The sequence below is a fragment of the Mesorhizobium sp. B2-6-2 genome, assembly GCF_006440615.1.
Taxonomy (GTDB): Bacteria; Pseudomonadota; Alphaproteobacteria; order Rhizobiales; family Rhizobiaceae; genus Mesorhizobium.
The window spans coordinates 274,866-296,977 of sequence record NZ_VFUG01000006.1; the positions used below are offsets into that span (position 1 = coordinate 274,866).

Genomic DNA, 22,112 nt, shown 5'->3' on the forward strand with positions numbered 1-22,112 from the left:
GTTAATGATCAGGCAGACGGTCCTTGCCGTAATATCCGGGACTTGCCTCCTTCTGTCCGGCCCGCACGCGGCCGGGCAGCAGGCGGCCCAGCCTGCCTATCGGATAAAACCTTCCGACGTCGCAGTGCCCGCGGGCGTGAAGCTTGGCGACTATCAGCGCACCACCCGTCCGTTCGAGAACTGGACGCTGATCTGCGACGAGAACCTGCAGGCCAGGAAGAAGGTCTGCAACATCAGTCAGTCCTTCATCGACCAGGGCCAGGCGCTAATCTTCAGCTGGTCGCTGGCGGCCGACGACAAGGGCAAGCCCTTCATGATTTTGCGAACCCCGAGCGCGGCGGGTGAGGACAGCAAGCTTTCGCTGAGACTTGCCGGCCGCAAACAGCCGGTCGACGTTCAACTGCAGGGTTGCGACGCGTCGGTCTGCGTCGGCTATGTGCCCGTCGGCCCGGTGCTTCGCGAGCAGATCGGCAAGGAGACCACGGTCCAGGTTTCCTATTCGCTGCCGTCGGGAGCGACCGTCAGCCTCGATGCCCCGTTCAAGGGACTCAAGACCGCGCTGTCGGCCATCAACTAGAAAGACTTTGAGATGACACGCCAATCCATCGAGGACAGAATCCTGACGCACTCCCAGCCGGTCGCGCTGCCGGAACCGCCGGCAAGTCCACCACCACAGCGCTCGCCAGGGTGGCGCCTGGCGCGAAACGCGGCGCTGCTCGGCGCGTTCGCGGTCTTGGTCGCGGCGGCGGTGGTCCTGTCGTTCCGTCTCTATCCCGCGCTTGGGACATTCGTCGCTGGCACCGCCTCCGCGCAGGCGCAGGCGCCCATGCAGGGCAAGCCGGCCGAAGCCGTGCCCGCGCCGGCCGACGCCTCGGCAAACAAGAATCCGTTTCAGGCGCATGTCGCGCAGGCAGGTGTCCGCACCTGCGCCAATCTCTTTGCCGCGATGGGGCAGGCTCTGACTGCCGGGTCGACCTATGCGATCCAGACGCAATGGGACAAAACCTCACCCGACATCCATGCCGTGCAGGCCGTCGCCGGGATGAGCTACAACCTGCCGGACTACAAGTCGCAGGCCGCGGGCGTCGTTTTTGCCTCGCCTGTCGGCCAGAGCTGCGAGGGTGGCTTCATGCGCGTGGCGCCATTCCCGCGCTCTTGCCAGGAAGTCGCCGGAACGCTCCCGAAGGGCAGCCTGCTGGCGGACAATCTTTCGAACACGATGCTTTTCAACCTGGCCGACAATGCCGGCCAAGCGCTGCTGGTCCCAACCGGCAACACTTGCATCGTCGTCTCGGTCGCGCGCATGGGCGGCTAGAGCCGGGCATGACAGTCGATTGCTGAATAGCTGCAACTGGAGCACGAAGATGCTGATCAATCCCCGCCTTTCGATCCCGCTGCTTGCGGCGCTCGCCGGGCTTACGATTGCGAGCAACGCGGCTGACCTGATCGCCCCGTCGCCGCCGGCGCAGACCGGCGAGGAAAAGGGCATCTGGGGCGCGATCGCCTACTCGCCGGGCGACGGCCGTCACGGCTTTTTCTGGGGCGCCGACAAGCGGCAGGAAGCGGAAGACATCGCGCTTAAGCATTGCGAGAATGCGGATGGCAAGGGCTGCCGGGTGGTTGAAGTGTTCCGCAACCATCGCCATTGGGACGATGATGACGGCACCGGCTTTCCCTATGAGCACTGCGCGGCGCTCTCGGTAGGCAAGAGCCGTGGCGCGGCGACGCCGTTCTGGAGTGCAGCATCGGCCGCGACCCGCCGCGAAGCCGAGGAGAAGGCGACAGCCCAGTGCGGAGGCGAGAGCAAGGAGTGCAAGATCCGCGAGTGGGTCTGCACCTGACTTGCTGCGGAACTCAAGCAGCCGCGGCGGTTGGCCGACGTCGCGCCGTTCACCCCGGAATGAGCGGCGCAACCTCGCGGTCTGAAGGCCGGTCGCTAGATGAGAGGCCGGACACGACACCGGCGCGATCGGCGGCGTTGCGGTTCTGGCTCATCTTGCGCTTGCCTTCGAGCTTTGTAATCGGCATGCGCAGGCCGACAATGCCCTTCAACTGCGATTGGATGAAATCCGCCGGCGCGTCCGACACCGCCCAGGGCGCGGCGCGCTCGCCTTCATGCAGGTTGGTCAGGCGGGTCACGACCTCGAGCAGCCTGTCGGCGTCCTCGAAGAATTCGACAGGACCATGGGCGTGGACGGCGACATAGTTCCAGGTCGGGACGACCTTCCCGGTCTCCTGCTTGGTCTGGTACCAAGCCGGCGTCACATAGGCATCCGGGCCCATGAAGATCGCCAGGCCGTCGCCCAGCGGCGGCACGTGCCACTGCGGGTTTGCCTTTGCGACGTGCCCGTAGATCACCCCATGCTCACCTTCGTTCTCATCGAGCAAAAGCGGCAGATGCGTCGCCAGCGGCCCATCGGCCGTGGCGGTCACCAGAATTGACAGCCGCGCCGCGCGGATCGTGGCCCTGAGGCTCTCACGATCGTCGTCGCGAAAGGCGGGTGGTGTGTACATGGCAAGACTCCTTGCAGCATAAAATGCCTGAAGTCCGGCCAGCTTAGAACATCCGCCGCTGAAAGTTTGTATGGTCCAGCCGCACGGCATGGCGTGTCGATGCGGGCTGCCGGGATGATGGATTTTCACCGCAGTCCCGGTGGCGGTGCTGGCTATATTTGGCCAAGCACCGCCGGCTTAGGCGCAGGGTCAGAATATCTCGTTGGTGAGCCGCTTCACCGGACCGAGCAGGATAGAGCCCGTCGGCACGCCATTGTCGATCGGAATGGCCTTGCGCTCCGGCATGTTCTCTTCCGGCGCGCCGATATTGGCTGTCACGATCACGGGGGTCTTGGTCGGCACACGGTCGTAGAGGTCGATGATGTCCTGGTTGATCAGGCGCACGCAGCCCGACGACACCGACTTGCCGATCGACCACCATTCGGGTGAGCCGTGCAGGCGGTAGAGCGTGTCCTGATTGCCCTGGAAGAGATAGAGCGCACGCGCCCCGAGCGGGTTCTTCAGGCCGCCCGGCATGCCGCCATTCTTGGCGCTGAATTGCGTCAGCTCCGGCTGGCGTGCGACCATCTCGTCCGGCGGCGTCCATTTCGGCCATTTCTGCTTCCACTGCACGACCGCGTCACCCGACCATTCGAAGCCGGCGCGGCCGAGGCCGACGCCGTAGCGGATCGCCTGGCCGCCCTCGCGCACCAGATAGAGGAAGTGGCCGGTGGTATCGACGACGATGGTGCCCGGGCGCTGTCCGGTCGGATCGGGGACGATCTGGCGCAAGAATCTGTGATCGATCTTGTTGACCGGGATGGCCGGCAGGTCGAAGCCATTGTCCGACATCGCGCCATACATGGTCTCATAATCGCCGAGCGGCGGCTCGACATAGGCGGGCGGCGGCTGGACGGGGGCTGGTGCAGGACCGGTGGTGGTGCAGGCGGACACGGCGGCCGAAGCTGCGCCGAGGGCTGTGAAATTGAGAAAGCCACGGCGGCTGATGCGGAAGGAAGCGTCTGACATGGTTGCCTTTTCTAGGTCTCAATTTGCAAGAAAGCATGAATTCGCGGGCACGTCGCGGCGGCATTCATAACAGTCGGCGGCGATAGGCGGTTCCAATTCTGGCCTGAGGGTGGACAGAAAAAGGCGAAGCTGTGACCGCGCCACAGCTGTTGCACTGCAGCAACAGCTGCATCAGACCTCTGCCAGGAGACCTTCGAGCGAAGGCAGGATCAGCCCCGGCGGGAGGTCGCGATACTCGTCCGGCTGGTTGGTCCGGTTGATCCAGACCGTGCGAAAACCGAATCTCGTCGCGCCGGCGATGTCCCAGCGGTTCGACGACTGGAACGAGACCGCGCCGGGATAAAGCCGCCAGCCGGTGACTACCATGTCGTACACCGACGGGTCGGTCTTGAAGCGTTTGACCTCGTCGACCGAAAACACGTCGTCGAGGATCTGGTCCAGCGCCGCGGATTTGACCGCCGCGTCGAGCATTTCAGGCGAGCCGTTGGATAAAATAGCGAGCTTCGCGCCCGACGCCTTGAGCGCCTTCAGCACGGCGGGCACTTCCGGATAGCAGTCGAGCTGCCAATAGGCTTCGAGCAGTTTCGTCCGCAGCGCCGGATCGGCCGAGGGCACCTTGCGCAAAGCGAAATCCAGCGCCTGCTCGGTCAGTTGCCAGAAGTCGGCGTATGATCCCATCAGCGTCCGCACCCAGGAATATTCGAGCTGCTTGGCGCGCCAGATTTCGGAGAGAAGCTGGCCGTCCGGGCCGATCTCGCCGGCGTGGCGGCGCACGGCGGCGTGCACGTCGAACAACGTGCCATAGGCGTCGAAGACATAGGCCGCATGATGCATGTCTCAAGTTTTGCGGCGCGCAGGCTCGCCGCGCAAGCATTGATTGCGGCCAAGTGCCTCTGGCCCCAACGATTTTTCCCGATGTCAATTGACGCCAGCCGTCAAAGCATCGTCCTATGGCGGCCTGAAATCATTCTCTTGGACGGCGAACATGACACTGGCGGCGGCGGCGCAAACCGCGACTTGGACCTATGTGGACGGCGACTGGTACGAGGGCAACGTCGCCATTCTCGGGCCGCGCAGCCACGCCATGTGGCTCGGCACCAGCGTCTTTGACGGCGGCCGCTGGTTCGAGGGCGTCGCGCCCGACCTCGAGCTGCACTCCGCCCGCGTCAACGCCTCCGCGATCGCGCTTGGCCTGAAGCCTTCGATGACGACGGAAGAGATCGTCGGCCTGACTTGGGACGGTTTGAAGAAATTCGACGGCAAGACGGCGGTCTATATCAGGCCGATGTATTGGGCCGAGCATGGCGGCTATATGGGCGTGCCAGCCGACCCGGCCTCGACGCGCTTCTGCCTCTGCCTCTATGAATCGCCGATGATCCCGCCATCCGGCTTTTCGATCGGCGTTTCGCCGTTCCGGCGCCCGACCATCGAGACCATGCCCACCAACGCCAAGGCGGGCTGCCTCTACCCCAACAATGGCCGTGCCATTCTGGAGGCCAAGAACCGCGGCTTCGATAACGCTTTGGTGCTCGACATGCTGGGCAATGTTGCCGAGACCGGGACCTCCAACATCTTCCTGGTCAAGGACGGTCATGTGATGACTCCGGCGCCAAACGGCACGTTTCTCTCGGGCATCACCCGCTCGCGCACCATCAGCCTGCTCGGCGATTACGGTTTCAGGACCACCGAGAAGACGCTGTCGGTCCGCGATTTCCTCGAAGCCGACGAGATATTCTCGACCGGCAACCACTCCAAGGTCGTGCCGGTCACGCGCATCGAAAGCCACGACCTGCAGCCCGGTCCGGTGGCCAAGAAGGCGCGCGAGCTCTATTGGGAGTGGGCGCATTCGACGTCCGCCGCCTGAGCCGCCAGAGCGGCTCACCGTTTCGTTGAAATGGCGAACCGCTCCATCTTCCTGTTTTGCGCAATTGCGGGCGGAAAACCGTTTCACACTTTTCCCGGAATTGCTCTAAAAAGTCGCTCGGCGCTCCATTCGGAGTTGCCCCAATCCGTTCCAGACCTATCTTAGTTCGGTAGTTTCACCGGACTTTTTCCTCGAGGGAGTACCATCCATGGCTTTTGAGTTGCCCGCCTTGCCCTATGACTACGAGGCCTTGCAGCCTTACATGTCGAAGGAGACGCTGGAGTATCACCACGACAAGCACCACAAGGCCTATGTCGACAACGGCAACAAGCTCGCCGCCGAGGCCGGAATGGGCGACCTGTCGGTCGAAGAGGCCGTGAAGCAGTCCTTCGGCAAGAATGCCGGGCTCTTCAACAATGCGGCCCAGCACTACAACCACATTCATTTCTGGAAGTGGATGAAGAAGGGCGGCGGCGGCAACAAGCTGCCGGGCGCGCTGCAGAAGGCCTTCGACAGCGATCTCGGCGGCTACGACAAGTTCAAGACGGATTTCATCGCCGCCGGCACCACCCAGTTCGGCTCCGGCTGGGCCTGGGTCTCGGTCAAGAACGGCAAGCTGGAAATCTCCAAGACCCCGAACGGCGAGAACCCGCTGGTCCATGGCGGCTCGCCGATCCTCGGCGTCGACGTCTGGGAACACTCCTATTACATCGACTACCGCAACGCGCGGCCGAAATACCTCGAGGCCTTCGTCGACAGCCTGATCAATTGGGACCACGTCCTGGAGCTCTATGAGAAGGCTCAAGCCTGAGTGATTTTGATGAGAAGCCCCGGTTCGCCGGGGCTTTTCTTTTTCAGGAGAAATCCGGCAAAATCGTCACGGCGCCGGGGAATAACCCCACCATCACCCTCGTTAACGTCCAGAGCAGTTCCAGGAAAAGTATTGAACGGTTTTCCGTCCGGAATTGCGCCAGCGAACTCTCTTCATCAACGGAGCCAATTGAATGAGAAAGCTTGTCATCGCCATCTCTCTGCTTGCCTTTGCCGGCTCGGCCTATGCCGATCCGATCAAGGGTCGCCAGGCCCTGATGAAGGAACGCGGCAAGCTCGCCGGGCAGATCTCGAAGGTCGTCAAGGGCGAGACGCCTTTCGATGCCGCCGCCGTGCTGGACGCGCTGAAGGCACTGCAAGCCAATGCCGAGAAGTTCGATGTCGACACGCTGTTCCCGGCCGGCTCCGACAAGGGCGACACCACGGCCGCGCCGAAGATCTGGGAAGACATGGCGGGCTTCAAGACGGCCGAGGACAAGTTCCTGGCCGATACCAAGGCCGCGGTCGCTTCCCCGCCGACCGATGTCGACGCGCTGAAGGCGCAGCTCAACACGCTGGGCGGCGATTGCGGCACCTGCCATCAGACCTACCGGATCAAGAAGAGTTGATCGCTTGACGATGGCCTGGCTGAGGAAGCTTGTCGGCGCCGTCGTCGTGCTTGGCGCCGCCGCGGCTGGCGCCAGCTGGGTTCTGTCGGCACCGGTCAGGCTGGACGCCGGCACCGTCGCTGATCTCGGCCCTGGCGACGCCGCCAGGGGAAAGCGGATCTTCTACGCCGGGGGCTGCACCTCCTGCCACGCCAGACCTGGCGCCCAGGGCGACGCCCGCCTCGAGCTCGTCGGCGGTCTGGAACTCAAGACGCCGTTCGGCACCTTCGTTCCGCCCAACATCTCGCAGGACCGGAAGGACGGCATCGGCGCCTGGAGCGAGGCGGACTTCGCCAACGCCATGCTGAAAGGCGTCTCTCCATCCGGCGAGCATTTCTATCCGGCCTTTCCCTATGCGTCCTACGCGCGCATGAAGCCGGCCGACGTCGCCGATCTCTACGCCTTCATGAAGACGCTGCCGGCGGTTGCCGGCAAGGCGCCGGATCACAGGCTTTCCTTCCCCTTCACCATCCGTCGCGGCATTGGCCTCTGGAAGCTTGTCTATCTCAGCCCCGAACCCGTGATCGCAGTGCCAGAGGGCGCGCCGGACAAGGTTCTCGCCGGCCGCTACCTAGTCGAGGGACCGGGCCATTGCGGCGAATGCCACACGCCGCGCGATTTCGCCGGCGGCGTCAGGAAAGGCGAGTGGCTGGCAGGCGCCGTGGCGGCCGAAGGCTCCGGCATCGTGCCCAACATCACCCCCGACGGGAAGGGCGTCAAGGACTGGTCCGAGGCCGACATCGCCAGTTATCTCGAGACCGGCTTCACGCCCGATTTCGATTCGGTCGGCGGCGCCATGGTCGACGTGCAGCGCAACATCGCGCAACTGACCGCCGACGACCGCGCGGCGATTGCCGCCTACCTCAAGGCCGTCCCGCCGCGCCCCAACGGCTATCCGGCGCGCAAGCCGGCGAGCTGAGGACACCCGGCCTATTGTCCGGGCTGGGCGGTATTTATCAGCTCGAGCACCTTTTCGAGCCGTGCCACGACATCGCCGGTTTCCAAGATCTGCTGCTTCTCATCAATGCCTATCGACAGCAATTGGGTGACTGAATCGGCCAACAGGCCGGGATTTTCAGTGGAGGGAAGGCCGAAGCGGACTCGCTGACGCACTGGCAGCGAGGAAAGGTCGATATTGGCGTAGATTCGGTATGCCTCAAGTACCGTGTGGGAAAGTGAGGTAGCTTCTTCCGACTGGCTACGCTGCTCTTCAATCGGCTCTATCTCGGCAGCCAGGAATTCGCCGTCGGTCAGGCGTGTGATGGCTGTGCGTTGAAGGCCGGCCACGGTGACCTTGAGCACGCCGTCCATTTGTGTCTGGCTATTTATCACGCTCGCCGTAACACCTACCGGATAGAGAGATTGAAGAGTGCCGGGGTCGTCATCGGCGCCATGCCTCTGGGCGACCACAATAACCCGGCGATCGCCGGCCATGGCACGTTCAACGGCGCGCCGGGTTTTGTCGCGCGCCACGAAAACAGGTGCGACCGTTTGCGGAAACAGCACAAAATCCCGCATGGGAAAAACGGGGACTTCTGTTTGCGTAGGCCATGAAGGGATCACACCTGACGGCACTCCCGGCGCCGTTCCCTGAATCCTTGCGGCCAGCACGTTCCAGTCGCGGAGGCCAAGAATCTTGGCGATCAACTCCAGGCTTTCACTGTGGGAAAGAGAAACGGATTTTGCGGCCAGCGCTTCGCTTAGCGTTCGCGCCATAGCCTTGGCGTCGCGGAAATCGCGCATGAAATCATCCTCTGCATAAACGAACGGAAAGCGTCAGGGGCTTGCGTTGCTGACCCGTTCGTTCGGGCAAAGGGGAGCCGAAATTGGCTCGATACATTCACCGTACCCAGGAGGGTGCAAGCAGCAGGTTGTATCCACCGCTCGGGAAGGTGCGCCGAAGGTCTGGTGTTTGTCAATCCTGACCTGGGATTTCAGCGCTCTCTACGGGTGGCGGTCGCCCAGGAAGTCGAAGCCGTTCTCGAAAAAATGGTTATAGTCGCAGGTCAGTTCCTCGCCGGGCGCGATGTCGCGCAACGCGTAGGCCTCTTCCGGAGAGGAGATATCGCAGTTCGGGTCGTCCGCGTGGTTCATATAGCGGGCGTCGTCCGCCTCGAAGACGATGAAGTTGGGATCGCGCCGATCCGGATAGGAATAGCGGTCGAGATAGGACTTCACCGGGCCGGATTCGCCCTCATAGGTCTCCACGGGAATGCGTCGATCGAACCTTGGATCGAGCTTCCAGATCAATGTGCCGCGCGCAATGCGGTGTTTGGCGAAAACACCGATGCCCTGGATGGGCGATTTGTCGAGATAGACGTCGACGAGCAGCATAGCGAACCTTGCGAATGTATCGGGGGCGCGGCCCCGAAATGGCCACGACCAAAAACGACGGCGCATTGCCTAGCGCGCGAGCCGTGCGATTGCGAGTAGAAAATCAGGCCTTGCCTGTCACTTTCAAGGCATAGGCGTAAATATAGGCGATCTCCTCCAGCCGCGAGAAGCGACCCGAGGCGCCGGCATGGCCGGAATCCATGTTGATCTTGAACAGGACCGGGTTGCCGCCTGCCTTGCGTTCGCGAAGCCGCGCCACCCATTTCGCCGGCTCCCAATAGGTGACGCGCGGATCGGTCAGGCCCGCCAGCGCCAGGATCGGCGGGTAGTCGAGCGCCGCCACATTGTCGTAGGGCGAATAGGCGGCGATCGTCGCGTAGTCGGCGGCTGAGGCGATCGGATTGCCCCATTCCGGCCACTCCGGCGGCGTCAGCGGCAAGCTGGCATCGAGCATGGTGGTCAGCACATCGACGAACGGCACCTCGGCGACGATGCCGCCGAAGCTTTCCGGGGCCATGTTGGCGATCGCCCCCATCAGCATGCCGCCGGCGGAGCCTCCCTGCGCCACGATGCGGTCGTGCTGTGTGTAGCGCTCGGCAACGAGATGGCGGGCGCAGGCGATGAAATCGGTGAAGGTGTTCATCTTCCTTGCCCGCTTGCCGTCCTCGTACCAACCGTACCCCTTGTCCTTACCGCCGCGCACATGCGCGATGGCATAGACAAAGCCGCGATCGACCAGCGACAGGCAATTGGTGTTGAAAGCGGAAGGAACGGTGATGCCATAGGAGCCGTAGCCGTAAAGCAGGCAGGGCGCCGAACCGTCTAGGCGCGTGTCGCGATGATATAGCAGCGAGATCGGCACCAACTCGCCATCGCCTGCCGGCGCCATCAGCCGGCGCGTGACATAGTGCGCAGGATCGTGGCCGGAGGGCACTTCCTGCGTCTTCAAAAGCACGCGTTCGCGGCTGCGCATGTTGTAGTCGAACACCTGCGCCGGCGTCGTCATCGACGAATAGGTGAAGCGCATCACTTCGGTGTCATATTCGTAGGAGCCGGACAGACCGAGCGAAAAAGCTTCCTCGTCGAAAGAGATGAAATGATCCTCGCCGCCGGCGCGCTCGCGCACGACGATGCGCGGCAGGCCTTCCTTGCGCTCGAGCCTGACCATGTAATGCTTGAAGCCGAGGACCGAGAGGATCAGCCGGCCGGGCTCGTGCGGCACCAGTTCCTGCCAGTTGGCGCGCCCGGGATCGTCGACCGGCGCGGTCATGATCTTGAAGTCCTTGGCGCCGTCGGCATTGGTGAGGACGAAGAAGACGTCGCCGCCTTCTTCCAGATCGTATTGCAGGCCGGTCTCGCGCACCGCCACAAGCTTCGGCTCTGCGGTTGGATCATCGGCGGGCAGCAGGCGGTATTCCGACGTTTCATGATCGTTGATGCCGATCATGATCCAGTCGTTGGCGCGCGTGCCGCCGACATCCATGAAGAAGCCCGGATCGGTCTCCTCATAGATCAACCGGTCGTTTTCGGACCTGTCGCCCAGCGCGTGGAAGAACACTTTCGACGGACGATGGTTGTCGTCGAGACGGGTGTAGAAGAAGCCGCCGTCGCCGGCGTCCCAGACCCCGCCGCCGCCCGTATCCGGGATCTGGTCGGCAAGTTCTCTGCCGCTCGCAAGATCGCGCACGCGCAGCGTGAAGAACTCCGAACCCTTGTCGTCGAAGCCCCACAGCAGCTTCCCGTGGTCGGCCGAATGGTCGACGCCGCCAAGCCGGAAATAGGGCTTGCCCTCGGCTTCCGCGTCGCCGTCGAGCAGGATCTCCTCAGTGCCGCCGTCGCGCGGCGTCCGGAAATAGCGCGGCTGCTCGCCGCCCTGCCGGAACGACGATCCGTAGGCATAGCGGCCGTCCTTCATGGGCACTGTCGCGTCATCTTCCTTGATGCGCCCCTTCATCTCGGCAAACAGCCTGGCGCGCAGGTCCCCGGTGCCGGCCATGAGCGCGGCCTGATAGGCGTTCTCGGCATTGAGATGGGCGCGGATGCGGCCGTCGAGCAGGGAAGGGTCGCGGAACACGGCCTGCCAGTTGTCGGCCCGCATCCAGGCATAGTCGTCGCTGCGGACGATGCCGTGATGCGCGTCGGAAACCGGGCGTTTCTCGGGGGTCGGCGGGCTGGCGGCCGGGAAGGCGGAAGTCAAGGCGGAAGCTCTGGTCATTACGTCTCGCTGCGGAATCTGCTTGAATGACGAATGAACACGCCGCTCAGCGGCGGTTCAACGGGCGCGGTTCAAGGTGGAACAGAAGCTAAGTCGAAGGGGGAAAGATGAAATCCTGTGTTTCTACCGCAATGTCTGTTGCCGTCGTAGCGGCAGGTCTGGCTTTTTCCAGCCAGTCTCATGCAACCGTCTTTGCCGCCTGGCAAGTGGCGGGGGTGCCGTTCGGTGATACGCTCAATGCGCGAAAATATCCGTCCAATACATCGCAGAAACAGGCCGCCTATCCGAACGGCACCGTGCTGCAGATGACCGGCCGCTGCACCGGCGGCGTAAACCTGCTCGATATCGCCCGCCAACCGCAGCGGAAGCAGCGCCAGGCGATCCGCTATCGCTGGTGCGAGATCTGGCACGACCCGGCGCAAAACGGTCATTTCGTCACCGGCTGGGTCTACGGGAAACATATCGCGCCTTACTGATGGATCTGTCGCGTCGCCTTGTCGGGTCCAGCCGCCAAGGCGGTATCCTTGCGCTTCGTTGTGCCGCAGGATTCGTTGTGGAGGCGAAAGGGCACCCAAGCATTAGCCAAGCATTGAAGGTTGTGTCGAGTGGCGATCGGATGTCTAACATGCGGATGACGCGACGTCATGCCATGCTGGTCTGACCAGAAAAATCTCGCGAAGTTACACAGCGCACGAATTTTTGAAGCTGAATCGGCAATAGTTGATGAATATCGACCAATATAAGTCAATATGCGAATTGACTTACTTTCAATGCGGCGTCATTAAGATAACCGACGCGAATCTCAGAGCCTTTCCTGAACGAAATCCGCGCGATGCCCGATCCATAAAAAAGGGCGCAGTTATAGAAACAACTCTCGTTGGGGCCTTAGCACTATGGAAATTGTCGAAACACCTTCGAAAAACGGTGACGCGCTGATCGAGCTGACCGCCGATGTCGTCGCCGCCTATGTCAGCAACAATCCGGTGCCGGTTGGGGAACTGCCGAACCTTATCGCCGACGTCCATGCCGCGTTGGGCCGCGTCGGGGGCTCGTCGGAGCAGCCGTCGGCTGAGAAGCAGAAGCCGGCCGTCAATCCGAAGCGCTCGGTCCATGACGACTACATCGTCTGTCTCGAGGACGGCAAGAAGTTCAAGTCGCTGAAGCGGCATCTGATGACCCACTACAATCTCACGCCGGAAGAGTACCGTGAGAAGTGGGGCCTGGACGCCAACTATCCGATGGTCGCCCCCAATTACGCTGCCGCCCGCTCGCAGCTCGCCAAGAAGATGGGTCTGGGCCGCAAGCGCAAGGGCCGTTGATAGATCTCAGCTCGTCAAGCAGTTCGACGGCGCCCTTGCGGCGCCGTTTTGCTTTCCTGATGGGAGCGATATCGGTCGGATCAGGCCGTCTGCTTCAGCGCCGCTTCCGCATCGCGCTTGATGCGCTTGACCATCGAACGCAGGCCGTTGGCGCGCTGCGGCGACAGATGCTCGTCAAGGCCGAGCTCCTTAAGGGTCGCTTCGGCGTCCGTGTTCTGGATTTCGCTTGCATGCCTGCCTGAAAACAGCGCCAGCATGATGGCGACGAGGCCGCGCACGATATGGGCGTCCGAATCGCCCTGGAAGCCGATCACCGGATCGGCGCCCGCTCCCTGCCTGGTGGTGAGCCACACCTGGCTCACACAGCCAGGCACCTTGTTCGCAGCCGTGCGCTCCTCCTCAGGGAAAGGCGGCAGGCCCTCGCCGAGCTCGATCACATAGCGATAACGGTCCTCCCACTCGTCGAGCAGGGAAAAGTCGTCGCGGATGGTCTGAATCGAGGTGGCCATTGCCCGCATATAGTGGCCCGACACGGCCGCGTCACGGAAAAAGAAAGACGCCGCGGGCGTCGAGAGGTCAGACGGGCCCGCGGCGTTAGAGCAATCCCAGGAAAAGCACGTAGGCGGTTTTGCGCCAGGAATTACGCTAAATTAAAGTGCCGAGCGAACGGTCGGAAAGAATTCAGTTCTTGGCCGTCAACATCACGGGAATGTTGACCTTGGCTGGCAGCACGATGTCCTCGGCGACGCTGCCGGTGGTCGTGACGGAGCCATCCGCGACCTTCGTTTCGAGCGCGCCTGCCGGCCCGGACTGCTGGTCGTCGATCATGGCTGCGGCGATCTTGGCCGTTTCCTTGGCGCGAACGGTGATGGTGTACATGGCCGATTTGCCGGTCTCGCAGACATCGGGCTTGCGCTCGCAGAGCCCTGCAATGTCGCCGACCGCCTCGCGCGCCGCAAACAGCGCCTGGATCGGTCCGACGCTCTGCTGGCCGTTCTCGCCCGGGCCGACGCCGAGCGGCAGCGCCAGCAGCACCAGCGAAAACCAGAAAGCCATCCTGATCAGAAAGCCCATCTTACTTGCCTCTCATCCGGGATGGAATGAGTGCATCCATCCGTGACGGATCACGCATCCATCGGCATGACCTCTTTTATGGGCACGATAATGGCACGGTCACGCAAAGGACGGCTTGCATCGAAGCCGCGAATTTTCCTCAAATTTTAGGCAAATTCGAAAGGATCTGTTTTGACATGAGCTTGTGTCGAATTTCATCGATTTCGTTAACTTTATGATAACCATGTATCGCATTGTTATAAAACGATTTTATTCCAAAAAGAGCTTAGCCGGTTCAGGTTTCGGCCGATTGTGGCACAGGCCTCGCGGCTAACCCGCCGTTTACCATGGCGCCAACTCGGCATGCTTTGCGGGGCCGGCATCGCAATATTTGCCTTGGCGCGGCCGCCGGCTTCGCCAGCCTTATCCATTCCTTAAACGCTGGATGCGAGTTTCAAGCCAATTGATGAGTCACCTGCCAGGCAGGCGTTTTTCACGACCGGGTACGCGTGCGTTGAGTTCTATTTCAGCCAGATACGTTCAATTGCCTGGCGCGGTTTCCGCCGGCTGCGAACGCATGGTTCACCCGACCGTGACGGGTGAGGCGGAACGCCTGCGCCAGCGCCGCTTCATCGGCGTCATGCTTGCCGCGCCCTTCCTTGCCGCGGGCGCCGCGGTCACGCTGGTCACTTCAAGTCTCGGCGCCGCCGTCACGATAGCCGCGATCTTTGCCGCTTTCGGCCTGTGCTGGTTCGCGGCGCTTCTGGTGGCGGCCACCGGCCATATGGCGCTTGCCGGCCGCATGGCGGTCGTGTTGGGGGGGCTTGCCCTAGCCGGCGCTATCGCCGCGGCGGGCGGATTGGCCTCGCCGGCGGCACTCCTTGCCGTCGCATTGCCGGTTGAAAGCTGGTGGGTCTCAGAGTCGCGGCGCGCTGCGCTGACGGGCGCGCTGGCGGCGCTTGCCGCTATCGTGCTGCAGCGCTTTGCCGGGCAGTTGCTGCCGCTCGGCGAGATCGCCGCCTGGCATTGGCTGCTGCCGCTCGCCTGGGCGCTGACGCTGTTGCCGCGGGCCACCGCCTTCGCCAATCCGGCCGGCTTACGGTCGGCGGAACCTGCCGGCGATCGTCTCGAGGACGTCATCGACGCCGTCGTGCTGCGCCTCGGGCGCCAGGGCGAAGTGGTCGACGCGTCCGCCAAGGCACGTTCGATCCTGAAATTGGCGCCCGAGCTTCTGCTCGGCACCGGCCTGTTCGACCGCATCCATCTTTCCGACCGCGTCGCTTATCTCACCGCTCTGGCCGACATGCGCGAGGGCGCCCCGAAACGCCGGCTTGATCTGCGCATCCGCTTGCCGCGCGAGGGTTCTGGCGCGGTCGACAATTTCCGCCCGTTCAGCCTCGAGCTGCTGTGCGGCGCAGTCGACCGCGACGTCTTCACCCTGGTTCTGCGCGAAAACGACGACGTCGCTGCACTGCGCGAGGAGCTTGCGCAGGCGAGAGAAGCCGCTGCGGCTGCCGAAGTGGCCAAGGGCCGCTTCCTGGCGGTGGTTAGCCACGAGCTGCGCACGCCGCTCAATGCTATCCTCGGCTTTTCCGACATGCTGCTGCATGAGATGTTCGGCGCCTTCAAGGATCCGCGTCAGAAGGAATATGTCGGTCTGGTCAAGGAGTCCGGCCAGCATCTCTTGTCCGTCGTCACCTCGATCCTCGATGTTTCGCGCATCGAGGCGGGCGCCTATGCGACCGAGATGGAGCCGTTCCGCTTTGTCGAGGCCGTCGACATGTGCCGCTCGATGATGCGACCACTGGCTGACGCCAAGAGCATAGTTCTTGCCACGCAGATTGCCCCGGATGCGGGCGAGATCAATGCCGACCGGCGGGCCGTCCAGCAGATTCTGATCAATCTCGCCTCGAACGCGGTGAAGTTCACGCCCGATGGCGGCAGCGTGGTGATCGGAGCCAAGCGCGTCGGCTCGCACCTGCATTTCTGGGTGAGCGATACCGGTATCGGCATCGCCGAGGAGGACATGGCCAATCTCGGCAAGCCGTTCATGCAGATCCAGAACGACTACACGCGTCGTTTCGAGGGGACCGGGCTCGGCTTGTCGCTGGTCAAGGGCCTGGTGGCGCTGCACGAGGGTACGATGTCGATCGAGAGCGCGCCGGGTGAGGGCACCACGGTGACGATCGGCCTGCCGGTGAACGGGCCGAAGCGGCGATCCGGTGCGCCATCCGGCGTGCTGGCCATGCCGGCGGCCAAGCCGAAGGGGGACGCAAATGGGGAGGGGAATGGCTCGCTCCGCAAAACGGCCTAAGGTGGTCGAACCCGAGCGCGGCGTTCTTGCCGAGGGCGCGGTTGCCGTCGGTCAACTGATCGCCAGCAATCCGGTTCTGGTCGGCGGCTCGACCGCCTTTCTGGTGACGCTGTTCTACGTCTCGGCCAATGCGCTGTGGTATCAGCCCTTTCCGCATACCGGCGCCTTCTTCGCCACCCGAAGCATCGAGAACTTCCCGCATACGGTCTCCGACGAGCCGGAGACCACCATCAACATCGTGCGCCAGGCGCCGGCGCAGCCGACAGTCAAGCCGGATCCGGTCGTCCAGCAGGTGCAGGGCATTCTCAAAGACCTCGATTTCTATGACGGCACGGTCGATGGTCTCACCGGGCCGGCCACGCGCAAGGCGATCCAGGCCTACCAGTTGAAAGTCGGGCTGCCGGGGTCGGGCGAGATTAACGGCGCGCTGCTCGACCAGCTTGGCGCCCGCCAGACGACGGCGGCCATTCCCCACCCGGCGCCGCGACCGGCCGATGGCGCAGTCGCCGCGGCGGCCAAACCGCAGGTGATCCAGGTCTCTGCTCCGGCCGATGGCACCACGCAGCCGCCCGACGCCCGCATCGTCAAGATCCAGGCCGGCCTCAAGGCGTTCGGCAATGGCGACATGCAGCTCGACGGCAAGGTCGGCGCCCGCACAAAGGCCGCGATCAAGGAATTCCAGGCCTTGTTCGGACTGCCCGAGACCGGCGAGCCGGACGAGGCGGTCTACGCAAAGATGCGCGAGATCGGCCTGACGAACTGAGCGGCAGCGATCGTTTCGGTTCCTTCATACTTGCTGTAAGAAACCGCGCATGCCATCCGGAACCTTCCCATGCGCGTGACCACCGATCTCTGGGTCTCGGCCCTTGTGCGCCGCGTGTTCGGCGCCGGCGGCTTCGCCGCCGTCGTCAAGCGCGGCGCGACCGAGGCTGGCGCCGTCTTCGTGTTGTCGCGCGGGCGTCTGGGGGAGGTGACCTTCTACGGGCCGGCGCCGCAGACCAGCTACGATTCGGCCAAGCCCGATGAGCGCTTTTTCGCTGTGCTCGGCACGAGCGACGACAGCTCGGCCTTCGATGCGCGGCTGGAGCGGGAGAAGAAATTCGATTCCGACATCTGGGTGGTCGAGATCGAGGGCGGGACCGTTCCCGTCGAGGAGCTTCTTTCCGTGAAGGCGGGATAACCGTGTCAGGAGGCTTTCAGGCCGGCGCTCGCCTCGTCGCTGTTCGAGGCTTCGCGGCTCTCGATGTTCACCGCGTCGGGAGCATTGTCGCGGATCGCCCGCGAAAGGGTCTCCGCCTTCCAGGCGCGTACCTTGTCCAGCGCCGCCTCGCGGTGCAGCAACCGGTAGCGGTCGAGGAACAGGCGGATTGCCTGCGGATGCGGGAACTCGCCGGGATAGACCGCGACCGCGATCAGGAAGGCCCTGTCTTCGCTGAGGTCGAGGGCACGCAGGGCTGCAAGCAATGCGACATAGCTCGACTGCCCGGTCACCGAGCGGGCCGTCGCGAAGTCGATCTCCAGCGCATCGGCTAGCGCGGTCTGGAAGAATGCAGCGTTTCCCGTCAGCGCCGTCTCGCGCAGCTTCACATAGGCCGGCTGGCCAAGGAAGGTGTTGACGTCGGCAGCGTCGCCGGTCGGGCGCATCATCGCCCGCAGGCGGCGCCGCGCCTGCTCCGCGGCTTCGCCTGGCGCGGGACGGTCGGTGTCCGCCTTGGCCACCGGCTCGGGTTTCGGCGCAAGCCTGGTGACCGTCTCCGGCGGCCGTGCCTTGACCAGTGTCGGCTTTTCCAGCACGCGGATCAGGTCGGCGATCGTCGGGTTGAGCTCCTTGCGGCGCGCAATGGCGCGCGCGTGCGGTAGCCCGTGCCGGCCGATCAGCGCGATGAGGTCGATATCGCTCAGCGCGTTGGAGCGGGTGAGCAGGGGAGCTGCGATCTCGACCGGCTCTTCAGCCAGACGCCGCACCAATGCCGTCGGTGCGTAATCGCATTCGGAAAGGGCGGCAGCGACGTAGCGGCGCGACTCGACCGAGACCTCGTCGAACAGCGGCAGCGTCAGGTCTTCGAGCTGGGCGATCTCGCGGCGCGAGGGACGCGTCAGCGAGCAGAAGGCCGACACGGCGGCGCGGAACAGCCTTTCGGCCTTTCCCGCTTCGGTCCGGATAGCGATTTGCCTGAAATCGGAAGATGACACGGAGGATACGCCCGATACTCGACACAATCCCGAACCGCGCAATCCGGCCGGGCCGGTTTCGCATCTTCAGGAAAACAAACGTCAAATTAGCCGCGATCCGTTAGCGCTCCGTTAACCCTCTACGCCCCTTAATCAACTTTGGAGGCGTTGCGTTGTGCTCCGGTCAAACCGAGAGGAATGCGCGAACCATGGGCATGGTCCTGTCTTTTGTGCCGCGAGCGGCACCTGTAAACCGAGCAAGTCACGACACCACGACGGCGGCGGCGGTCATCATTTTCCCCGGCGTCCGTTATGAATTGCGTCCGCAGGCCGGTGAGGCGCGGCCCGGCGACAGCGGCTCCGACAGGCCGGGCTCTCCGCCGCCTGCCAAGCCGCATCACTGATCGGGCGCCTTTCTCAGTAGTCCTGCAATTCGCAGGCGCCCTGCTCGAGGAAGCGTGACACGATCGGCTTCCAGCTCCCGTCCGGCACGAAGGCGCGGACGACGAAAATGCCTTCCTCGATCGGCGCCTCGACGAAGATCGCGCCCTGCAGCTCCTCCGGAAGGTCGCGCCGCACATCGATCATCTGCGCCGGAGTCAACACCACCGCGTCGAGCTTCTCGCCATTGGCGTTGTGGTCGTTGAAGGAATAGATGTTGTGGCCGTTGCGGTCGTAGACCGAGGCCGACCAGAACGGCACGTCGCCCGGCGCCCTGATCCTGACCAGCCCGTCGGCAAGGTTGAAGCGGCAGGCGGCCGCATAAAACAATGGATCCACCGATTTCACCACCGGCGCGCCGCCGGCCTCGGCGTCTAGCCGCGTCATCTTATAGAGGTCGGATGCCATCGCCAGGCGCGACCAGGCATCGCGTTCGGAAAATTCCGGCACCAGGAACAGCACAACGATATGCACGATGCCGGCGCCGAGCAGGCCGAGGATCAGGGCATGCAGCAGTCTACGCATTACAGCCCGCCTTCAGGATGCGCGGCAGTGTCACGTCCGAGAGGCCGGTGCTGGAGGCGATCGGCGTGTCGTAGAAGGTCAGCACGAAATACATCTTGCCGGAGCCGCCGGTCAGCAGCCAGTTTCCGGGCGCCGGGCGGCTGCTGACGGAGATGACGACGGAATTGTCGGGCTGGCGCAGCACTTCGTAGGATTGCAGCGCCGACTGCCTCGGCTTGCCTGTGTCGATCACGCCAAGCGACTGGTCCGCGGCATAGAGCGTCCAGAAGCGGGCGGTCGGATAACCGCCTTCGATCGTATAGGTGCATTCGCGTTTCAGCGGCTCGCCGGCATCATCGCCCTCGGCGACGAATGCGAGTCCCTCGGCCTGGCCGAGCGCCAGCACGCCCTCGCGAGCCACGCGCGCCTTGGAGTAGGGGTCGGCGGCCAGTGTCCCGACTTCCGGGAAAGCGGTCCATTGGCCGATGCGGATCGCGCCGACGCCGTCCTGCGCATTGAGCGCATACCAGACGCTGTAACCGCCAAGCCCGATGGCTATGGCAAGCGAAAGCAGCGTCAGGATGGCGTTCTTGAGCATGAGAGCCGCAAACTGAGGAGGTTGCCCGGGATATCGCGGCGCGGGGTGCCGTGGCAAGCCGGCTTCACGCCAGGGCCGTCCTAAAGCGCCGAAAGCGTCTCCGGCATGGTGGGCGCTTCGATTGCCGGCGCGGCCTGGAACGCCTTGGTCATGTCCCGCAGCGTCTGGCTGGTGCGGCTGGAAAGCACCGGCGGGCGTTCGGCCTCGGCTTGCGCCGCCGCCGCGTCGGCTTCCTTCTTGGCCGCTTCCTCGGCCTTGGCCGCGACCTCCGGATCGACCCAAGGATGATCGAGCCCGGGGATAGGCTTCAGATCGATGTTCTCATGCGCGTAGACCATCAGCCGCTGCCAGACCATCGCCGGCAGCGAGCCGCCGGTCATCTTGTTGGTCGCCGTGAAGTCGTCATTGCCGAGCCAGACTGCGGCCGTGTAATTGCCGGTGAAGCCCACGAACCAGGCGTCGCGGTAGGATTGCGTCGTCCCGGTCTTGCCGGCAACGACGATGTTCGGAAGCTGGGCGCGTCTCGCGGTGCCGATAACCGGCACCGCCGCCAGCATGGTGTTCATGTATTTCAGCGCCTTTTCCGACAGCACGCGGTGCGGTGGCGGCGCGTCCTTGGCCCAGTCGTAGACCACGTCGCCGGTGCGGGTGACGAGCTGGGTGATGCCGTGGCGCGAGCCGACGAAACCGTTCTGCGCAAAGACGCTGTAGCCCGTCGCCTGGTCCATCACCGTCATGCCGGATGTGCCGAGCACCATGGTCTTGTGCGCTTCCAGTGGCGATTCCACGCCCATCGATTCGGCCATCGCCTTGATCGGGCCGATGCCGAGGTAATCCTTGGCGAGCCGCACCGGCACCGTGTTGATCGACTTGGCGATCGCCGTGAGCAGCGTCACGTTGCCGGCCGATCCGCCGCTGTAATTGTGCGGCGACCAGCTGCCCCAGCTGATCGCGCCGCCGGAAACCACCGAGTCCGGCGTGAACCCGTGCTCCATCGCCGTGGCGTAGACATACGGTTTGAAGGATGAACCCGTCTGGCGCAGAGCCTTGGTGGCGCGGTTGAACTGGCTGGTGCCATAGTCCCGTCCGCCGACGATGGCGCGCACCGCGCCGTTGGTCTCGATCACCACCACCGCGCCTTCGGTGACATTGTATTCCTTGCCGAACTGGCGAAGATGGAACTCGACCGACTCCTCGGCCGCCTTCTGGATGTTGGCGTCGAAAGTGGTGTGGGCGACCAGCGAGTGCTGGCCGGGCTTGGCGATCTTCTTGACCTCGTCAAAGGCCCAGTCGAGGAAATAATCCGGGCTCTTCTGCTCGCCGCGATCGACGACGTCGGCCGGATGCAGGCGCGCCTGCAGCACCTGGCCTTCGGTCATGAAACCGGCATCGACCAGGTTTGACAGCACGACGTTGGCGCGGGCACGGGCGGCCGGCAGGTTGATGTGCGGGGCGTATTTGGTCGGCGCCTTGAACAGGCCGGCCAGCATCGCCGCTTCGGCGAGGCTCAGATCCTTGACGCTCTTGCCGAAATAGAAATCCGCCGCCGCCTCGATGCCGAAGGTGCCGCCGCCCATATAGGCACGGTCGAGATAGAGCTGCAGGATCTCTTTCTTGGACAGGTTCGCTTCCAGCCATAGCGACAGGAAAGCTTCCTTGATCTTGCGCTCGAAGGTGCGCTCGTTGGACAGGAACAGGTTCTTGGCGAGCTGCTGGGTGATGCTGGAGCCGCCCTGGACCACGGAGTTGGCGCGCACATTCTCGAAGATCGCGCGCGACAGGCCGAGGACATCGATGCCGTAATGGTCGAAGAAGCGCCGGTCCTCGGTCGCCAGCACCGCCTTGATGACGATGTCGGGCATCTCGTCGACCGGCACGGAATCGCGCTGGATGATGCCGCGCTGGCCGATCTCGTTGCCGTAGCGGTCCAGGAAGGTCACGGCGAAGTCGCCCTGGCTGCGCCAGTCGCCGGTGGTGATGTCGAAGGCGGGCATAGCGAGCGCGAGCAGCACCACGAAGCCGCCGGCGCCCATGGTAAACCCTTCGCTCAGCACCTCGATGACCGTGCGGCGCCAGCCATGCACCCGGAAACGGCGGGAAAAGATGGTCGCCGCTTCCCAGAATTCGCGGGCCTTGAAGCCGATCTCGTAGAGCGAGGTATCGAACCAAGCGTCGGCGCCGAGCAGCGCCGAAGCGATGCGGCCTCTTCTCCTCTTGCTTGGTTTCGAAGGACTTGCCATTCCGACTTCCGCCCCAACGCGCTTTCGCCCGAAAACAGCATGCGGGCAGTTTCAGGGT

At 63.6% G+C, this 22,112-nt stretch carries 24 protein-coding genes; 12 read left to right on the forward strand and 12 right to left on the reverse strand.

Annotation, left to right across the window (positions count from 1 at the left end):
- Positions 1-4: 4 nt before the first annotated feature.
- Genes FJ419_RS15705 through FJ419_RS15715 form a run of 3 tightly spaced genes read left to right on the forward strand, consistent with a single transcriptional unit; the run spans position 5 to position 1,841 of the window.
- Positions 5-577 carry an invasion associated locus B family protein gene (locus FJ419_RS15705; RefSeq protein ID WP_140694715.1) on the forward strand — a complete coding sequence of 191 codons (573 nt, stop codon included), beginning with the start codon at positions 5-7 and terminating at the stop codon, positions 575-577.
- A gap of 12 nt (positions 578-589) precedes the next feature.
- Complete coding sequence (locus FJ419_RS15710; protein ID WP_140694720.1) at positions 590-1,315, forward strand: hypothetical protein; 726 nt, start codon at positions 590-592, stop codon at positions 1,313-1,315.
- A gap of 49 nt (positions 1,316-1,364) precedes the next feature.
- A complete protein-coding gene (locus FJ419_RS15715) occupies positions 1,365-1,841 on the forward strand; it encodes a DUF4189 domain-containing protein (protein ID WP_140546124.1) in 477 nt (158 codons plus the stop codon).
- 49 nt (positions 1,842-1,890) lie between these two features.
- Here the strand turns inward: FJ419_RS15715 and FJ419_RS15720 are convergent, their stop codons facing one another.
- The 3 genes from FJ419_RS15720 to FJ419_RS15730 all read right to left on the reverse strand — a co-directional run bounded on the left by FJ419_RS15720 (position 1,891) and on the right by FJ419_RS15730 (position 4,356).
- On the reverse strand, positions 1,891-2,514 hold the full coding sequence (locus FJ419_RS15720) for an FMN-binding negative transcriptional regulator (protein WP_140694724.1): 624 nt from the start codon (positions 2,512-2,514) through the stop codon (positions 1,891-1,893).
- Positions 2,515-2,703: 189 nt separating this feature from the next.
- Positions 2,704-3,522, reverse strand: coding sequence for a L,D-transpeptidase (locus FJ419_RS15725; RefSeq protein ID WP_140694728.1), 819 nt, complete (start codon positions 3,520-3,522; stop codon positions 2,704-2,706).
- A 171-nt stretch (positions 3,523-3,693) separates the two neighbouring features.
- On the reverse strand, positions 3,694-4,356 hold the full coding sequence (locus tag FJ419_RS15730; protein ID WP_140636179.1) for a haloacid dehalogenase type II: 663 nt from the start codon (positions 4,354-4,356) through the stop codon (positions 3,694-3,696).
- 151 nt (positions 4,357-4,507) lie between these two features.
- Between FJ419_RS15730 and FJ419_RS15735 the strand changes: the two genes are divergently transcribed.
- The 4 genes from FJ419_RS15735 (at position 4,508) to FJ419_RS15750 (ending at position 7,783) form a co-directional block, all read left to right on the forward strand.
- The gene (locus tag FJ419_RS15735) at positions 4,508-5,386 is read left to right on the forward strand and encodes a branched-chain amino acid aminotransferase (protein ID WP_140694731.1); all 879 of its coding nucleotides are present in this window, start codon (positions 4,508-4,510) and stop codon (positions 5,384-5,386) included.
- Positions 5,387-5,594: 208 nt separating this feature from the next.
- Positions 5,595-6,197: a superoxide dismutase gene (locus FJ419_RS15740; protein WP_140636177.1), complete on the forward strand. Its 603-nt coding sequence runs from the start codon at positions 5,595-5,597 to the stop codon at positions 6,195-6,197.
- 193 nt (positions 6,198-6,390) lie between these two features.
- Complete coding sequence (locus tag FJ419_RS15745) at positions 6,391-6,825, forward strand: cytochrome c (RefSeq protein ID WP_140694735.1); 435 nt, start codon at positions 6,391-6,393, stop codon at positions 6,823-6,825.
- A gap of 10 nt (positions 6,826-6,835) precedes the next feature.
- The gene (locus FJ419_RS15750; RefSeq protein WP_140694846.1) at positions 6,836-7,783 is read left to right on the forward strand and encodes a cytochrome c; all 948 of its coding nucleotides are present in this window, start codon (positions 6,836-6,838) and stop codon (positions 7,781-7,783) included.
- 11 nt (positions 7,784-7,794) lie between these two features.
- On the opposite strand, the gene FJ419_RS15755 is transcribed toward FJ419_RS15750, so the two are convergent.
- The 3 genes from FJ419_RS15755 to FJ419_RS15765 form a co-directional block, all read right to left on the reverse strand.
- Positions 7,795-8,607 carry an LON peptidase substrate-binding domain-containing protein gene (locus tag FJ419_RS15755; RefSeq protein ID WP_140694738.1) on the reverse strand — a complete coding sequence of 271 codons (813 nt, stop codon included), beginning with the start codon at positions 8,605-8,607 and terminating at the stop codon, positions 7,795-7,797.
- A 201-nt stretch (positions 8,608-8,808) separates the two neighbouring features.
- Positions 8,809-9,198, reverse strand: a complete 390-nt coding sequence (locus FJ419_RS15760) for an SET domain-containing protein-lysine N-methyltransferase (RefSeq protein WP_095766869.1) — start codon at positions 9,196-9,198, stop codon at positions 8,809-8,811.
- Between the two features lie 103 nt (positions 9,199-9,301).
- A complete protein-coding gene (locus FJ419_RS15765; RefSeq protein ID WP_140694741.1) occupies positions 9,302-11,413 on the reverse strand; it encodes a S9 family peptidase in 2,112 nt (703 codons plus the stop codon).
- A 131-nt stretch (positions 11,414-11,544) separates the two neighbouring features.
- On the opposite strand from FJ419_RS15765, the gene FJ419_RS15770 reads away from it, so the two are divergent.
- Together FJ419_RS15770 and FJ419_RS15775 are read left to right on the forward strand one after the other, a co-directional pair.
- Entirely contained in the window at positions 11,545-11,889 is a 345-nt protein-coding gene (locus tag FJ419_RS15770; protein ID WP_246679216.1) for an SH3 domain-containing protein, read from the forward strand.
- Positions 11,890-12,306: 417 nt separating this feature from the next.
- Positions 12,307-12,732 carry a MucR family transcriptional regulator gene (locus FJ419_RS15775; RefSeq protein WP_040991330.1) on the forward strand — a complete coding sequence of 142 codons (426 nt, stop codon included), beginning with the start codon at positions 12,307-12,309 and terminating at the stop codon, positions 12,730-12,732.
- Between the two features lie 80 nt (positions 12,733-12,812).
- On the opposite strand, the gene FJ419_RS15780 is transcribed toward FJ419_RS15775, so the two are convergent.
- Both FJ419_RS15780 and FJ419_RS15785 read right to left on the reverse strand, forming a co-directional pair.
- A complete protein-coding gene (locus FJ419_RS15780; protein ID WP_140636165.1) occupies positions 12,813-13,241 on the reverse strand; it encodes a SufE family protein in 429 nt (142 codons plus the stop codon).
- A 172-nt stretch (positions 13,242-13,413) separates the two neighbouring features.
- A complete protein-coding gene (locus FJ419_RS15785; RefSeq protein WP_140636163.1) occupies positions 13,414-13,806 on the reverse strand; it encodes a DUF5330 domain-containing protein in 393 nt (130 codons plus the stop codon).
- A gap of 556 nt (positions 13,807-14,362) precedes the next feature.
- Between FJ419_RS15785 and FJ419_RS15790 the strand changes: the two genes are divergently transcribed.
- The 3 genes from FJ419_RS15790 to FJ419_RS15800 all read left to right on the forward strand — a co-directional run bounded on the left by FJ419_RS15790 (position 14,363) and on the right by FJ419_RS15800 (position 17,279).
- Positions 14,363-16,099, forward strand: coding sequence for a PAS domain-containing sensor histidine kinase (locus tag FJ419_RS15790; RefSeq protein ID WP_140694748.1), 1,737 nt, complete (start codon positions 14,363-14,365; stop codon positions 16,097-16,099).
- Complete coding sequence (locus FJ419_RS15795) at positions 16,074-16,862, forward strand: peptidoglycan-binding protein (protein ID WP_140694751.1); 789 nt, start codon at positions 16,074-16,076, stop codon at positions 16,860-16,862. The genes FJ419_RS15790 and FJ419_RS15795 overlap by 26 nt, the downstream gene beginning before the upstream one ends.
- Positions 16,863-16,931: 69 nt before the next feature.
- Complete coding sequence (locus tag FJ419_RS15800) at positions 16,932-17,279, forward strand: DUF1491 family protein (RefSeq protein ID WP_140694754.1); 348 nt, start codon at positions 16,932-16,934, stop codon at positions 17,277-17,279.
- 5 nt (positions 17,280-17,284) lie between these two features.
- Here FJ419_RS15800 and FJ419_RS15805 read toward each other — a convergent pair whose 3' ends face one another.
- The 4 genes from FJ419_RS15805 to FJ419_RS15825 all read right to left on the reverse strand — a co-directional run bounded on the left by FJ419_RS15805 (position 17,285) and on the right by FJ419_RS15825 (position 22,054).
- Entirely contained in the window at positions 17,285-18,292 is a 1,008-nt protein-coding gene (locus FJ419_RS15805; protein WP_140694757.1) for a DUF2336 domain-containing protein, read from the reverse strand.
- A 396-nt stretch (positions 18,293-18,688) separates the two neighbouring features.
- Positions 18,689-19,237, reverse strand: coding sequence for a DUF1254 domain-containing protein (locus FJ419_RS15815; protein WP_140694760.1), 549 nt, complete (start codon positions 19,235-19,237; stop codon positions 18,689-18,691).
- Complete coding sequence (locus FJ419_RS15820; protein ID WP_140694763.1) at positions 19,230-19,814, reverse strand: DUF1214 domain-containing protein; 585 nt, start codon at positions 19,812-19,814, stop codon at positions 19,230-19,232. Before FJ419_RS15820 ends, FJ419_RS15815 begins: the two co-directional genes overlap by 8 nt.
- Positions 19,815-19,894: 80 nt before the next feature.
- Positions 19,895-22,054 (reverse strand): penicillin-binding protein 1A, encoded by a 2,160-nt coding sequence (locus FJ419_RS15825; RefSeq protein WP_140694766.1) that lies wholly within the window; start codon positions 22,052-22,054, stop codon positions 19,895-19,897.
- Positions 22,055-22,112 lie beyond the last annotated feature (58 nt).